The sequence below is a fragment of the Klebsiella sp. 141162 genome (assembly GCF_050600755.1).
GTDB classification, from domain to species: Bacteria; Pseudomonadota; Gammaproteobacteria; order Enterobacterales; family Enterobacteriaceae; genus Klebsiella; species Klebsiella aerogenes.
Genome location: NZ_JAQIRI010000001.1, coordinates 649,596 through 664,049 on the forward strand (window position 1 = coordinate 649,596; position 14,454 = coordinate 664,049).

15 protein-coding genes are annotated in these 14,454 nt (G+C 55.3%); 9 read left to right on the forward strand and 6 right to left on the reverse strand.

The annotated features are described in order from the left end of the window. Positions 1-106: 106 nt before the first annotated feature. The 5 genes from PGR23_RS03000 (at position 107) to rnd (ending at position 6,729) form a co-directional block, all read left to right on the forward strand. On the forward strand, positions 107-2,017 hold the full coding sequence (locus PGR23_RS03000; RefSeq protein WP_045390404.1) for an ATP-dependent DNA helicase: 1,911 nt from the start codon (positions 107-109) through the stop codon (positions 2,015-2,017). 145 nt (positions 2,018-2,162) lie between these two features. Continuing rightward, positions 2,163-2,858, forward strand: coding sequence for a tRNA (adenosine(37)-N6)-threonylcarbamoyltransferase complex dimerization subunit type 1 TsaB (tsaB, locus tag PGR23_RS03005; RefSeq protein ID WP_045390407.1), 696 nt, complete (start codon positions 2,163-2,165; stop codon positions 2,856-2,858). Between the two features lie 38 nt (positions 2,859-2,896). Further along, positions 2,897-3,478, forward strand: coding sequence for a Slp family lipoprotein (locus PGR23_RS03010; protein WP_045390409.1), 582 nt, complete (start codon positions 2,897-2,899; stop codon positions 3,476-3,478). A 208-nt stretch (positions 3,479-3,686) separates the two neighbouring features. After that, positions 3,687-5,372 carry a long-chain-fatty-acid--CoA ligase FadD gene (gene fadD / locus PGR23_RS03015; RefSeq protein ID WP_015705923.1) on the forward strand — a complete coding sequence of 562 codons (1,686 nt, stop codon included), beginning with the start codon at positions 3,687-3,689 and terminating at the stop codon, positions 5,370-5,372. A gap of 241 nt (positions 5,373-5,613) precedes the next feature. Further along, positions 5,614-6,729 (forward strand): ribonuclease D, encoded by a 1,116-nt coding sequence (gene rnd / locus PGR23_RS03020; protein ID WP_161801895.1) that lies wholly within the window; start codon positions 5,614-5,616, stop codon positions 6,727-6,729. Between the two features lie 96 nt (positions 6,730-6,825). On the opposite strand, the gene minE is transcribed toward rnd, so the two are convergent. Genes minE through minC form a run of 3 tightly spaced genes read right to left on the reverse strand, consistent with a single transcriptional unit; the run spans position 6,826 to position 8,636 of the window. Beyond that, positions 6,826-7,095, reverse strand: coding sequence for a cell division topological specificity factor MinE (gene minE, locus PGR23_RS03025; protein ID WP_015366053.1), 270 nt, complete (start codon positions 7,093-7,095; stop codon positions 6,826-6,828). Positions 7,096-7,098: 3 nt separating this feature from the next. Then, entirely contained in the window at positions 7,099-7,911 is an 813-nt protein-coding gene (gene minD / locus PGR23_RS03030) for a septum site-determining protein MinD (protein WP_015366054.1), read from the reverse strand. A 23-nt stretch (positions 7,912-7,934) separates the two neighbouring features. Then, positions 7,935-8,636 (reverse strand): septum site-determining protein MinC, encoded by a 702-nt coding sequence (gene minC, locus PGR23_RS03035; protein WP_047045268.1) that lies wholly within the window; start codon positions 8,634-8,636, stop codon positions 7,935-7,937. 126 nt (positions 8,637-8,762) lie between these two features. Between minC and PGR23_RS03040 the strand changes: the two genes are divergently transcribed. The 3 genes from PGR23_RS03040 to PGR23_RS03050 all read left to right on the forward strand — a co-directional run bounded on the left by PGR23_RS03040 (position 8,763) and on the right by PGR23_RS03050 (position 10,261). Continuing rightward, positions 8,763-9,044 (forward strand): YcgL domain-containing protein, encoded by a 282-nt coding sequence (locus tag PGR23_RS03040; protein ID WP_026612271.1) that lies wholly within the window; start codon positions 8,763-8,765, stop codon positions 9,042-9,044. Between the two features lie 17 nt (positions 9,045-9,061). Continuing rightward, the gene (locus tag PGR23_RS03045; RefSeq protein WP_045390418.1) at positions 9,062-9,721 is read left to right on the forward strand and encodes a fumarylacetoacetate hydrolase family protein; all 660 of its coding nucleotides are present in this window, start codon (positions 9,062-9,064) and stop codon (positions 9,719-9,721) included. 93 nt (positions 9,722-9,814) lie between these two features. Next, positions 9,815-10,261 (forward strand): YcgN family cysteine cluster protein, encoded by a 447-nt coding sequence (locus tag PGR23_RS03050; protein ID WP_045390420.1) that lies wholly within the window; start codon positions 9,815-9,817, stop codon positions 10,259-10,261. A 521-nt stretch (positions 10,262-10,782) separates the two neighbouring features. Here PGR23_RS03050 and PGR23_RS03055 read toward each other — a convergent pair. From PGR23_RS03055 to nhaB, 3 genes are all read right to left on the reverse strand, one after another. After that, the gene (locus PGR23_RS03055; RefSeq protein WP_045390422.1) at positions 10,783-11,127 is read right to left on the reverse strand and encodes a DUF1971 domain-containing protein; all 345 of its coding nucleotides are present in this window, start codon (positions 11,125-11,127) and stop codon (positions 10,783-10,785) included. 120 nt (positions 11,128-11,247) lie between these two features. Further along, on the reverse strand, positions 11,248-11,778 hold the full coding sequence (gene dsbB / locus PGR23_RS03060; RefSeq protein WP_015705844.1) for a disulfide bond formation protein DsbB: 531 nt from the start codon (positions 11,776-11,778) through the stop codon (positions 11,248-11,250). A 132-nt stretch (positions 11,779-11,910) separates the two neighbouring features. Further along, on the reverse strand, positions 11,911-13,461 hold the full coding sequence (nhaB, locus tag PGR23_RS03065; protein WP_063416432.1) for a sodium/proton antiporter NhaB: 1,551 nt from the start codon (positions 13,459-13,461) through the stop codon (positions 11,911-11,913). Positions 13,462-13,696: 235 nt separating this feature from the next. On the opposite strand from nhaB, the gene fadR reads away from it, so the two are divergent. Then, the gene (gene fadR / locus PGR23_RS03070; protein ID WP_045390428.1) at positions 13,697-14,416 is read left to right on the forward strand and encodes a fatty acid metabolism transcriptional regulator FadR; all 720 of its coding nucleotides are present in this window, start codon (positions 13,697-13,699) and stop codon (positions 14,414-14,416) included. The last annotated feature ends 38 nt before the right edge of the window (positions 14,417-14,454 follow it).

Here is a 14,454-nt window from a genome sequence, read left to right on the forward strand (position 1 = left end):
TTTGGCTGCGGCAAGACTGCCACAATGTTCCGCCCGCGTCACTACCCGGGCTGGCGAAACGCCATCCTCCCTGACATAATCACTGTCCAAATAACCAGGGGGCAACGTGATCGACGATTTTGCAGCAGACGGCCAGCTGGCCATGGCGATACCGGGATTTAAGCCGCGCGAACCGCAGCGCCAGATGGCGATAGCGGTGAGTGAAGCTATTGAAGCCTCCCGGCCGCTGGTGGTGGAAGCAGGGACTGGCACCGGTAAAACCTACGCCTATCTGGCGCCCGCGCTGCGCGCGAAGAAAAAGGTGATCATCTCCACGGGTTCGAAAGCGCTGCAGGATCAGCTCTATAGCCGCGATCTGCCGACCGTCGCCAAAGCGCTGAAATTCACCGGTAAGCTGGCGCTATTAAAGGGGCGCTCAAACTACCTGTGCCTTGAACGCCTTGAGCAGCAGGCGCTGGCGGGCGGCGATCTGCCGGTACAAACGTTAAGTGACGTTATTCTTCTGCGCTCCTGGTCTAATCAGACGCAGGATGGCGATATCAGCACCTGCGCCAGCGTCGCCGAAGATTCTCAGGCCTGGCCGCTGGTGACCAGCACTAATGATAACTGTCTCGGCAGCGACTGCCCGTTATACAAAGATTGTTTTGTGGTGAAAGCGCGTAAGAAGGCGATGGATGCGGATGTAGTGGTGGTCAACCATCACCTGTTCCTTGCCGATATGGTGGTGAAGGAGAGCGGCTTTGCCGAACTGATCCCCGAAGCGGAAGTAATGATATTCGATGAAGCCCATCAGTTGCCGGATATCGCCAGCCAGTATTTTGGCCAGTCGCTCTCCAGCCGCCAGCTACTGGATTTGGCCAAAGACATCACCATTGCCTACCGTACCGAACTAAAAGATACCCAACAGCTGCAAAAATGCGCCGATCGTCTGGCGCAAAGCGCGCAGGATTTCCGTTTGCAGTTGGGCGATCCGGGCTATCGCGGCAACCTGCGCGAACTGCTGGCGGATAGCCACATTCAGCGCGCGCTGCTGCTGCTCGATGACGCGCTTGAACTGTGTTACGACGTCGCTAAACTCTCCCTTGGCCGCTCGGCGCTGCTCGACGCCGCCTTTGAGCGCGCGACGCTCTATCGCGGGCGCCTGAAGCGGCTCAAAGAGATCAATCAGCCTGGCTATAGCTACTGGTATGAATGCACGTCGCGTCATTTTACCCTCGCCTTGACGCCGTTAACGGTGGCCGAGAAGTTTAAAGAGGTGATGGCGCAAAAATCGGGGAGCTGGATCTTTACCTCGGCGACGCTGTCGGTGAACGACGATCTCCACCACTTTACCGCTCGTCTCGGCATTGATGACGCGCAGACGCTGCTGTTGCCCAGCCCATTTGATTATCAGCATCAGGCGCTGCTCTGCGTACCGCGTAACCTACCTCTGCCGAACCAGCCCGGTGCTGCCCGTCATCTGGCGGCCATGTTGAAACCCTTGATTGAGGCCAATGATGGACGCTGCTTCATGCTCTGCACCTCGCATGCCATGATGCGCGATCTGGCGGAGCAGTTTCGCGCCACCATGACGCTGCCGGTACTGCTACAAGGAGAGACCAGCAAAGGCCAGCTGCTGCAGCAGTTTGTTAGCGCCGGCAATGCGCTATTAGTGGCGACCAGTAGCTTCTGGGAAGGGGTTGACGTGCGCGGCGACGCGCTGTCGCTGGTGATTATCGATAAGCTGCCCTTTACCTCACCGGACGATCCGCTGCTCAAAGCGCGAATGGAAGACTGCCGACTGCGCGGCGGCGATCCGTTTGATGAAGTTCAACTGCCGGATGCCGTCATTACCCTCAAACAGGGTGTGGGGCGCCTGATCCGCGATATTGACGATCGCGGCGTTCTGGTTATCTGCGACAACCGGCTGGTGATGCGGCCCTACGGCGCCGTGTTCCTGGCCAGCCTGCCACCCGCGCCGCGGACCCGCGATATCCGCCGGGCGGTGCGCTTCCTCGCCGTGCCGCCGGCAAGGTAATCCGCAGTAAAATGTGATAAGCTGCGCGCCATTTTGTTAATCAGCTATCCCCAATGGATTTAGGACGGTACGGCGGCGGTGAGTCCGCCCGCCGATGAATGTACCGCCCTAAAACCTGGAATATGTAACGAGAGCGTGACCACCCATGCGAATTTTGGCTATCGATACCGCCACGGAGGCGTGCTCCGCGGCGCTGTGGAATGATGGCGCCCTGAGCGCCCATTTTGAAATTTGTCCTCGCGAACACACCCAACGTATCCTGCCGCTGGTGCAGGAGGTCCTCACTGAAAGCGGCACTACGCTGAATGAACTTGACGCGTTGGCCTTTGGCCGCGGGCCGGGCAGTTTTACCGGCGTACGTATTGGTATCGGCATTGCCCAAGGACTGGCGCTGGGCGCGGAGCTGCCAATGATTGGCGTCTCTACGTTGGCGACGATGGCGCAGGGCGCGTGGCGCAAAACCGGCGCTACTCGCGTGCTGGCGGCCATTGACGCGCGTATGGGCGAAGTCTACTGGGCCGAGTATCAGCGCGACGAAGATGGCGTCTGGCACGGCGAAGAAACTGAAGCGGTCCTCAAACCGGCTGCGGTTGCCGAACGCCTGGCGCGGCTTTCCGGCGAATGGGCTACCGTCGGCACCGGCTGGCAGGCGTGGCCGGATCTGGCGAAAGAGAGCGGGCTGATTTTAAGCAGCGGCGAGATTGAACTGCCGGCGGCAGAAGATATGCTACCGCTGGCCATCCAACTGCTTGCGGCGGGAAAAACCGTGGCCGTTGAGCATGCGGAACCAGTTTATTTGCGAAACGAAGTGGCGTGGAAGAAACTTCCTGGCCGCGAGTGAATCTCAGTAGAGAGAAGACTGAGAGAAGGAGTCGCATCATGGCGGGTCAAAAACAGGGTGTTCGTTGGCTGTTAGCCGCGGCGGTCGCCGTTGCGCTAAGCGGTTGCGTGTCGGTGCCGGATGTTATTAAAGGCACCAGCCCTACGCCGCAGCAGGATTTAGTGCGGGTGATGAACGCGCCGCAGCTGTATATCGGCCAGGAAGCGCGTTTTGGCGGTAAGGTCGTCAACGTGCAGAATCAGCAGGGGAAAACCCGCTTAGAGATTGCCACCGTACCGCTGGATAGTGGCGCGCGGCCGGAACTGGGGGAACCTTCACGCGGCCGTATCCTCGCCGACGTGAGCGGTTTCCTCGACCCGGTCGATTTCCGCGGCCAGCTGGTGACAGTGGTTGGGCCGATTAGCGGCGTCGTCGACGGAAAAGTTGGCGCCACCCCCTATAAATTCATGTTGATGAACGCCACCGGCTATAAGCGCTGGAACGTGGTGCAGCAGGTGGTGATGCCGCCGCAGCCCATCGACCCGTGGATGCTCGGCCCACGCCCCTGGGGCTACGGATACGGCGGTTGGGGTTGGTATAACCCGGGACCGGCCGAGGTCAGAAATGTCGTAACGGAATGATTTTGTTGTTTTTATAATGGAATAGAAACAGCGGCTAGCCCGCTGTTTCGTGTTTTTTAGTCTCATAAGAAAAATAAATAGTGACGCGCTTCGCAACCTGAAAAACGCCTAATTAATAAACTGGTACGCTGAGTTAATATAATGTTAACAAAATGTTTGTTGATCAGGGGCTGTGATGACGACGAATAACTATTTCAGAGGTGAAGCAGTGAAAAAGGTTTGGCTAAACCGTTATCCCGCCGATGTCCCGGCGGAGATAAATCCTGACCGCTATCAATCCCTGGTTGAATTGTTTGAACACGCCACCACCCGTTATGCCGATCAGCCGGCATTTATCAACATGGGCGAGGTGATGACCTACCGTAAGCTGGAAGAGCGCAGCCGTGCTTTCGCCGCTTATCTCCAGCAAGGATTAGGGCTACAGAAGGGCGATCGCGTCGCGCTGATGATGCCTAACCTGCTGCAATACCCGGTGGCGCTGTTTGGGATCCTGCGTGCCGGAATGATTGCCGTCAACGTTAACCCGCTGTATACCCCGCGCGAACTGGAGCACCAGCTCAATGACAGCGGCGCGGCGGCGATTGTGATCGTTTCCAACTTCGCACATACCCTGGAGAAAGTAGTCGATAAAACCCAGGTAAAACACGTCATCCTGACGCGGATGGGCGATCAGCTTTCCACCGCTAAAGGAACGTTGGTCAACTTCGTGGTGAAGTACATTAAGCGGCTGGTGCCAAAATATCATCTGCCGGACGCCATCTCATTTCGTAGCGCCCTGCAGCATGGCTACCGTATGCAGTACGTGAAGCCGGAAATCGTCGCGGACGATCTGGCCTTCCTGCAGTACACCGGCGGTACCACCGGCGTGGCGAAAGGGGCGATGCTGACTCACCGCAATATGCTGGCTAACCTCGAACAGGTGAATGCGACCTACGGTCCGCTACTGCACCGTGGTAAAGAGTTGGTGGTGACCGCGCTGCCGCTGTACCACATCTTCGCCTTGACCATGAACTGCCTGCTGTTTATTGAACTCGGCGGGCAGAACCTGTTGATTACCAATCCGCGCGATATTCCGGGCCTGGTAAAAGAGCTGGCAAAATATCCGTTCACCGCGATGACCGGGGTGAATACCTTGTTTAACGCGCTATTGAACAATAAAGAGTTCCAGCAGCTTGATTTCTCTTCGTTGCATCTTTCCGCCGGCGGCGGCATGCCGGTGCAGCAGGTGGTTGCGGAGCGCTGGGTGAAACTGACCGGCCAGTATCTGCTGGAGGGCTATGGCCTGACTGAGTGCTCGCCGCTGGTGAGCGTCAACCCGCATGATATCGACTACCACAGCGGCAGCATCGGCCTGCCGGTGCCGTCGACCGAAGCCAAGCTGGTCGATGACGATGATAATGAAGTCGCGCCGGGCGAGCCGGGTGAGCTCTGCATCAAAGGGCCGCAGGTGATGCTGGGCTACTGGCAGCGTCCGGATGCCACCGATGAAATCATTAAAGATGGCTGGCTGCATACCGGCGATATTGCGGTGATGGATGATGAAGGCTTCCTGCGCATCGTCGATCGCAAAAAAGATATGATTCTGGTCTCCGGTTTTAACGTCTATCCGAATGAAATTGAGGATGTGGTCATGCAGCATTCCGGCGTGCAGGAAGTGGCCGCCGTCGGCGTACCGTCCGGCAGCAGCGGTGAAGCGGTGAAGATCTTCGTGGTGAAGAAAGATGCTGCGTTAACCGAAGAAGCGCTGATTACTTTCTGCCGTCGCCATTTGACCGGCTACAAGGTGCCGAAGCTGGTTGAGTTTCGTGATGAACTGCCGAAATCCAACGTCGGCAAAATTTTACGTCGAGAACTGCGTGACGAAGCCCGTGCTAAAGTAGACAATAAAGGCTAAGCAACGAGTGAGTCGTCAGGCGCCGGCTAGCCGGCGTCCAGATTACTGACAAAGAAGGAAAAAGCGTGGTTTTTCCTTCTTTGTGGCGATCGGCCGAAAATCAATCAATTGATTTTCCTTGTTATTTGTCTGGTGCAATCTGCAAGCCCAACGATTGCATGAGGTTTGTGATTAATCTCGCGCCGGCTAAGCCGGCGTTTTTTATGGGCGCAAGTTAAGAGAGTATGATTTGAACTATCAGATGATCACCACCGACGATGGCCTGCGCGCTATCTGTGAAGCGGCAACTTCGGCACCCGCAGTTGCGCTGGATACCGAGTTTGTTCGCACCCGTACCTACTATCCGCAGCTTGGTTTGCTGCAGCTGTTCGACGGCAAACAGGTCTCTCTGATCGATCCGTTGACCATCAACGACTGGGCGCCGATGCGCGAGCTGCTGCTCAACCAGGATGTCACCAAATACCTGCATGCGGGTAGCGAAGATTTAGAAGTCTTCCTCAACGCGTTCAACCTGATGCCGCAGCCGCTGATCGACACCCAGATTCTGGCCGCCTTCTGCGGGCGCCCGATGTCGTGGGGCTTTGCTTCAATGGTGGAAGAGTATTCCGGCGTCGCGCTGGACAAAAGCGAATCACGCACCGACTGGCTGGCCCGCCCGCTGACCGAGCGTCAGTGCGAATATGCGGCCGCCGACGTCTGGTACCTGTTGCCGATAGCCAGCAAATTAATGGCGGAAACCGACCATGCGGGCTGGCTGCCGGCAGCGTTGAACGAGTGCCACCTGATGCAGCAGCGCCGTCAGGAAATCCTTGACCCGGCGGATGCGTGGCGGGAAATCGGCAATGCCTGGCAACTGCGAACGCGCCAGCTGGGCTGCCTGCAGTTGCTGGCGGAGTGGCGTCTGCGCAAAGCGCGCGAGCGTAACCTGGCGGTGAACTTTGTCGTACGCGAAGAGCATCTGTGGAGCGTGGCGCGCTATATGCCGACCAGCCTCGGCGAGCTCGATAGCCTCGGTTTATCCGGCAGCGAAATTCGCTTCCACGGCAAAACGCTGATTAGCCTGGTTGAAAAAGCGCAGGCCTTGCCGGAATCGGCGCTGCCGGAGCCGCTGCAAAACCTGATCGATATGCCGGGATACCGTAAAGCCTTTAAAGATATTAAAGCGCTGGTGCAGGAAGTGAGCGCGGAGAAGGGCGTGAGCGCCGAGCTGTTGGCGTCGCGCCGTCAGATAAACCAACTGCTGAACTGGCACTGGCAGCTTAAAAATAAAAATGGTGAGCCAGAACTGGTTTCCGGCTGGCGTGGCGAATTGATGGCCGATCGTCTTAAAGCGCTGCTCAACGACTATCCTCGCTAGCGCCTGGCGCTATTCAGGCCATAAAAAACCGGCCGCGCGTTGCGTGGCCGGTTTTTTTTAAGGCTACGGCGAAATGCCGTTAACAAGACAACAGGGTCAGGGTTTCGACTCTTCAGCTTCTGGCAGGGTCACGTTCAGCTCGAGAATCGAAATATCACCATCGCGCTGTTCCAGCTGTACGCTGACCATCTCTGGGTCTATCTGCACGTATTTACAGATGACCTCAAGAATATCTTTGCGCAGCTGCGGCAGGTAATGCGGCTCCGCGTCGCCGCGGCGGCGCTCCGCGACGATGATTTGCAGGCGTTCTTTCGCAATGTTAGCCGTGTTCTTTTTTCGCGAGAGAAAAAAGTCGAGTAATGCCATAATTTATCCTCCGAACAGGCGTTTGAGGAAACCTTTCTTCTCTTCTTCGATGAAGCGGAAAGGACGTTCTTCTCCGAGCAGACGATCCACAGTATCCGCATAGGCTTTACCCGCATCTGAAACGGTATCCAGAATGACCGGCTCGCCCTGGTTCGATGCGCGCAGCACGGACTGATCTTCCGGAATCACGCCGACCAGATTGATGCGCAGAATTTCCAGCACGTCTTCCATGCTCAGCATGTCGCCTTTGTTCACGCGGCCCGGGTTGTAGCGCGTCAGCAGCAGGTGCTCTTTGATCGGCTCGTCGCCATTTTCCGCGCGGCGGGATTTGGAGGCCAGAATGCCAAGGATACGGTCGGAGTCGCGCACGGAGGAGACTTCCGGGTTAGTGGTGATGATGGCTTCGTCAGCGAAGTACAGCGCCATCAGCGCGCCGGTTTCGATGCCTGCCGGGGAGTCGCAGACAATAAAATCGAAGTCCATCTTTTTCAGTTCTTCAAGAACCTTATCTACGCCTTCGCGGGTCAGCGCGTCTTTATCACGGGTCTGAGAAGCCGGAAGGATATAGAGATTTTCAGTACGCTTATCTTTGATTAGCGCCTGATTGAGAGTGGCATCGCCCTGGATAACGTTGACGAAGTCATAAACCACCCGACGCTCGCATCCCATAATCAGGTCGAGGTTACGCAGGCCGATATCGAAGTCGATAACGACAGTTTTCTTTCCCTTCTGGGCCAAACCAGTAGCGATGGCCGCGCTGGAGGTGGTCTTACCAACGCCCCCTTTACCCGAAGTCACAACAATAATGCGTGCCATAGAAATTCCTTGTTAAAAAGGGATTAATTGAACGGTTGAATTGTCAAAGCGCCGTCGCCTAAACGCAGGCGCGCCGCTTTGCCATAAAATTCAGCTGGGATGTTATCGCTCAGCCAATATTCCCCTGCGATGGACACCAGTTCCGCCGCGAGGTTAGTACAAAATATTTGGGCATCTCTGTCGCCGCTTGCGCCAGCCAGCGCACGTCCCCGCATCATGCCATACACATGGATGTTACCATCAGCGATAAGTTCCGCTCCGGCACTCACATGGTTTGTAACAATTAGATCACAGTGTGGCGCATAAATGCGCTGACCGGAACGTACCGGCAGATCAATCAAACGCGTTTTTGTGATCGGCGTAGCAACTGGTGGTGGTTCAACGGGTTCCGGCGGCGGCGCCTGACGAACGATTTTCTCTTTTCCTTCCGTCAGTAGCGGGATCCCGGCGCGGTCGATTTCCGTTTTCAGGCGGGAAATTTTACAACCGCTCACCCCCATGATGCGCAATCCGGTGGCGACGATAGCTTCATGCATCGGGCGCCAGTCGACGCTCTCTTCAATACTGCTGATGTTGACCACGACCGGTGCATGACGTAAAAAAGCGGGAGCCTGGGCGATTTTGTCTTCTAACGCCTGACGAATAACCTCGGGATTTGCATCGTGCAAATGAACGACAGATAAAGTGAAGCTACTGCCCTTAAGTTCGATTGGCGTATTTGACATCCTGGCCTTACTCAATTTGCTGTTTATCATCCGCCGAAGTGCGGTGATATTCCGAAGACTAAAAGGCATGTTATAGTCACTCATATATTGAGGCAAGTGACCACGGGTCTAATTCCGAGTAAAACTATGTTTTGTGTGATCTATCGAAGTACTAAACGTGAACAAACCTATTTATATGTCGAAAAAAAGGACGATTTCTCGCGCGTTCCGCCGGAACTGATGGCAAGCTTCGGCACCCCGCAGATGACCATGCTGCTGCCGCTCGACGGGCGCAAGACGCTGGCTAACGCTGACCTCGAAAAAGTAAAACAAGCGCTCGTCGATCAGGGCTATTACCTTCAACTTCCTCCCCCTCCTGAGAATCTACTTAAGAAACACCTCGCGGAACAGGGGAATAAATCCGATTAACCCATTGAGGGAAAATAATGTACCAACATCATAACTGGCAGGGTGAGTTACTGGATTATCCAGTGAGCAAAGTGGTTTGCGTTGGCAGTAATTACGCAAAACATATTAAGGAGATGGGCAGCGCGATGCCGGAAGAACCGGTGCTGTTTATTAAACCTGAAACGGCGCTATGCGATATCCGCCAGCCGTTGGTACTGCCTGAAGGATTGGGCTCGGTGCATCATGAGGTTGAACTGGCGGTGCTGATAGGCAGTACCCTGCGCCAGGCCAGCGAAGACCACGTACGCAAGGCGATTGCCGGTTATGGCGTGGCGCTCGATCTCACCCTGCGTGATATTCAGGGCAAGATGAAAAAGGCCGGGCAACCGTGGGAGAAAGCTAAGGGGTTTGATAACGCCTGTCCGATCTCCGGTTTTATTCCTGCCGCCGAGTTCAACGGCGATCCGCAAAATACGCCGCTAAGCCTGAAGATTAATGGTGAAGTCCGCCAGCAGGGGACGACCGCGGATATGATTCATAAGATCGTACCGCTAATTGCCTATATGTCGCGCTTCTTTACGCTGAAAGCGGGCGATATCATCCTGACCGGGACGCCGGACGGTGTCGGGCCGCTGGCCAGCGGCGACGAGCTGGAAGTCGGCTTCAATGGTTTGACGTTGTCTACCCGCGTGCTGTAACGTCCGCTTGCCGCCTTTTGGGGCGGCAAAACTTGCATCGGCGTGCCAGACTGGTTATAAGGTGCACCCTGAATTGCAATGACGGACATCCCAATGAGCGAACAACCTTTCTGGCAACAAAAAACACTGGATGAAATGACCGACGCGGAGTGGGAATCACTGTGCGACGGCTGCGGACAGTGCTGCCTGCATAAGCTAATGGATGAAGATACCGACGAGATTTACTTTACCAACGTCGCCTGCCGTCAGCTCAACATTAAAACCTGCCAGTGCCGCAACTACGAGCGTCGCTTCGAGTACGAACCGGACTGCATCAAACTCACGCGTGAGAATCTGCCGACCTTCGAATGGCTGCCGCACACCTGCGCCTATCGCCTGCTGGCGGAAGGTAAACCGCTGCCGCACTGGCATCCGCTGCTGACCGGCTCAAAAGTGGCGATGCACGGCGAACGTATTTCCGTGCGCCATATAGCGGTGAAAGAGTCCACCGTCGTCGACTGGCAGGACCATATCTTAAACAAACCAGACTGGGCGCAGTAAGCTCGTTGAAATATCAGAACCGGGCATTCCCTGCCTGCGCGGCCCGGTTCTTTGTACGCATCAATATCCCATCATTCTTAATGCCAGCCAGATAATTCCCGCCCACAATAAAGCGCATGGAAAAATAACAACACTAAGAGAACGCCAGCCGTTTCTACTCATCGGAAACCCCACATTTAAGTCATCATCACCAGGTGCGTTTGGCATTTCATCATCGGCGCGGGGGCGGGGAACTTTAGGAATATTTGTAAAGCAGATGTAGATAAAAATAGACCCGGCGCGGTGGCCGGGCTGAGAGGGAGTTGACGAGCTGCCAGGTCTCCCCGGCGCGATGACTGCTTGCGGCGATCAGATGGGCAGGAAACTCATCATCAAATACGCGACGACAATGCAGATTAGCGTCATATACCAGACTATGCTCATGGTGACTTATCCCATTTCAGACTCAAGAAAGACGAGCCTATCGGGTAACGACTTTAAACATCCGGATGTCGATTTTCAACCGCAAGCACGTGAGGGGCTTAGCTTTTCCTGGCGTGGAACAGGCCGTCTTCGCCGTGGCTTTCATCTTCAACCCAGAAGTTAATATTGAATTGGGCATCATCGCTGAGCTCGATACGGTGCCAGTATTGCGGTGGGCTGGTGGCGAACTGCCCGGCATTAATGACGACTTTCATCTCCGGTTCGCTAGCCTGCTCATCATGAAAACCGTAATAAGTTACTGTGCCTTCCATTACGCACAGCTGACCGAAAACGTTAGCGGCAGTATTGTGATGGGTGAGCAGCGCTGGCGGAACATTTTCTTTAGTGAAGAACGGAGTGGAGCGTTTGACTTTCCAGTTAGCCGGGATACGCAGGTGAGACATAGTGAGCTCCTTAGTGGATGCAAATAAGATGTATTTAATATGCAACTTTAAAAGGGGCGTCGTCAACTTACAGGCACAAAAAACGCCCCCGAAGGAGCGTTTACCATCTGGCAGGATAGCTTAACGGCCGAACAGATCGCGCTTTTTGGCTTTAAATGGCTGAGCGATCAGTACCAGCAGGCCGATGACCAGATAAGCGGCAAAGATGCCTACCAGCCACTGCGGCATTTCCAGAGTCAGGAATTCCCACTGGCGCACGGAACAGTCGCCGGTGGCAACGAATACCTGCGGTAGCCATTTATCCAGCGGCAGCCACGTCGGGAAACGAGCGGCGAAATCGCAGGTCTGGAACGGAGAAGGGTGTAGCTGAATCATGGTGTGCTCCCAGGCTAACTGCAGACCGCGCAGTGCGCTGTATAGCCAGATGAGCAACGCGACATAGCGCAGCGGGGTTTTCGGCGCGATAGCGCCCACCAGACCGGCGCCCATAATGCCAAACAGAGCGCAGCGTTCGTAAATACACAACACGCAGGGCTGCAGCAGCATCACGTGCTGGAACCACAGCGCCACTAATTCAAGTATAAAAGCGGTTAACGCCATCAAGAGCCAGGCGCCGCGTCCCCTTGAGCACTGGTTTAAGTATTGCAACATAATCATTTCCCTGGAACATGCTAAATCATGGCAGTGTAAACGAAAACTACCGCGACGCCATCCGCTAGTCGGAAAATATTACGTAAATGAATATTCGTTACCCGGGGGGAACCCGGGTAACGGGCTGCGCAATTAGGGCAGTACTGGGGTGGTCAACCAGCCATGGCTGAGCATCCACTGGGTGGCCGGCATCAACAGGGTTTCGACGCACAGCAGGCCGACCAGCGTGAGCACGATGGTATAGGGAAGCGCCATCCACACCATTCTGCCATAAGAGAGGCGGATCAGCGGCGCCAGCGCCGAGGTCAACAGGAACAGGAACGCGGCCTGGCCGTTGGGGGTCGCGACGGAAGGCAGGTTAGTGCCGGTATTAATGGCGACCGCCAGCATTTCAAACTGCTGCAGGCTGATAACGCCGTGTTCCAGCGCCGCTTTTGCTTCGTTGATATACACCGTACCGACAAAGACGTTATCGGAGATGGACGACAGCAGGCCATTAAACAAATAGAACAGCGATAGCTGAGCGTGCGGTGAAGCCTGCAGGACGAACTCAATCACCGGGGCAAACAGATGCTGATCGATAATCACCGCCACGATGGCGAAAAAGACCGTCAGCAGGGCGGTAAACGGCAGCGCTTCGGTAAAGGCTTTACCGATGGCGTGTTCGTCGGTCACGCCGGAAAAGGTGGTCGCCAGCACGATGACGGAGAGGCCAATCAGGCCAACTTCCGCCAGATGCAGGGCGAGGGCGGCAATCAGCCACACGCCGATGATCCCTTGAGCGATAAGGCGCATCCGATCCTGGCGGCTGCGGCTCTGGCGGCTACGGTCGTCGAAATCCTGCAGGACTTTGCGCACTGGGACTGGCAGCGGCTCGCCATAGCCAAACAGGCGGAGTTTTTCCAGCAGCAGGCAGGTTATCAGGCCGCATACGATTACCGGCAGGGTTACCGGCGACATACGGATGAAGAATTCGCCGAAGTGCCAGCCGGCGGCTTTGGCGATAATCAGGTTCTGCGGTTCGCCGACCATGGTCATCACGCCGCCGAGCGCGGTACCGACGCCGGCGTGCATCATCAGGCTGCGTAAAAAGCTGCGGAACTGTTCGAGCACGTCGCGGTAGTGTTGATCGATATGGCTGTCATCAAGCATGTCGTTATCATCAGGCCGCGCGGAGGCGACGCGATGATAAATACCGTAAAAGCCGACCGCTACGCTAATGACCACCGCAACAACAGTTAGCGCGTCAAGGAAGGCGGAGAGAAAAGCCGCTGCCAGGCAGAAGGCCAGCGACAGCAGCATCTTGCTGCGGATCCCGAGGAGCAGCCGAGTAAAAATAAACAGCAATAGCTGCTTCATGAAGTAGATCCCGGCCACCATGAACATCAGCAGCAGCAGGACTTCGAGATTATTGGCTATTTCTTCGCGAATATGTTCGGGGCTGGTCATACCGATCAGCACCGCTTCTATCGCCAGCAGGCCGCCAGGCAGCAGCGGGTAGCATTTGAGCGCCATCGCCAGGGTGAAGATAAACTCCACCACTAACAGCCAACCGGCGACAAACGGTTGAAGATAAAACGCCAGCGGGTTAACCACCAGGAAGATAATCAGGAGAAGCTTGTACCAGTCTGGCGACTGGCCAAGAAAATTGCGCCACAGGGCGCGGCCATAAGACATTTCCACGACAGAGGTCCTTCCGTCAAACAACATGATTTTATGCGTAACTATTGCAAGATTACCAGTTGAGTAAAAAGGTAAGCAACTTTCTTCGCGGCGCATTACAGGTAATGGAAGGCGTTAAGCAAAAGCTGAAAATGAAACGGCGATCCCCTTTTAATTACTTTCAGATGCTATCTGGCGTATGGCTGCTCTGGTATGATGAGTGCAATTTGCAACGCTGTGTAATGGAAATCTTATTATGGTCATTAAGGCGCAAAGCCCTGCGGGTTTCGCGGAAGAGTACATCATTGAAAGTATCTGGAATAATCGTTTCCCGCCTGGATCCATTCTCCCTGCTGAACGTGAACTTTCTGAACTGATTGGTGTGACCCGAACCACTCTGCGCGAAGTGTTGCAACGTCTGGCCCGTGATGGCTGGTTGACTATCCAGCACGGTAAACCGACGAAAGTGAACAACTTCTGGGAAACCTCCGGACTGAATATCCTTGAAACGCTGGCGCGTCTCGACCACGATAGCGTGCCGCAGCTGATTGATAACTTGCTGTCGGTGCGAACCAATATCTCAACGATTTTTATTCGTACCGCTTTCCGCCAGCACCCGGACAAAGCGCTGGAGGTCCTGGCTACCGCGCGTGAAGTTGAAGATCATGCCGATGCTTTCGCCGAACTGGACTACAACATCTTCCGCGGTCTGGCGTTTGCCTCCGGCAACCCGATCTACGGTCTGATCCTCAACGGCATGAAGGGGCTGTATACCCGCATTGGTCGTCACTATTTTGCTAATCCGGAAGCGCGTAGCCTGGCGCTGGGTTTCTACCACCAGTTGGCGAAAGTGTGCGAAGAGAGTCAGCACGATAAAGTGTACGAAATCGTCCGCGCCTATGGCCACAACAGCGGCGAGATCTGGCATCGGATGCAAAAAACGCTGCCCGGCGATTTAGCCATCAATATGCGCTAAGTACGGACCACCCTATAAAAAATGCCCGGATAATCCGG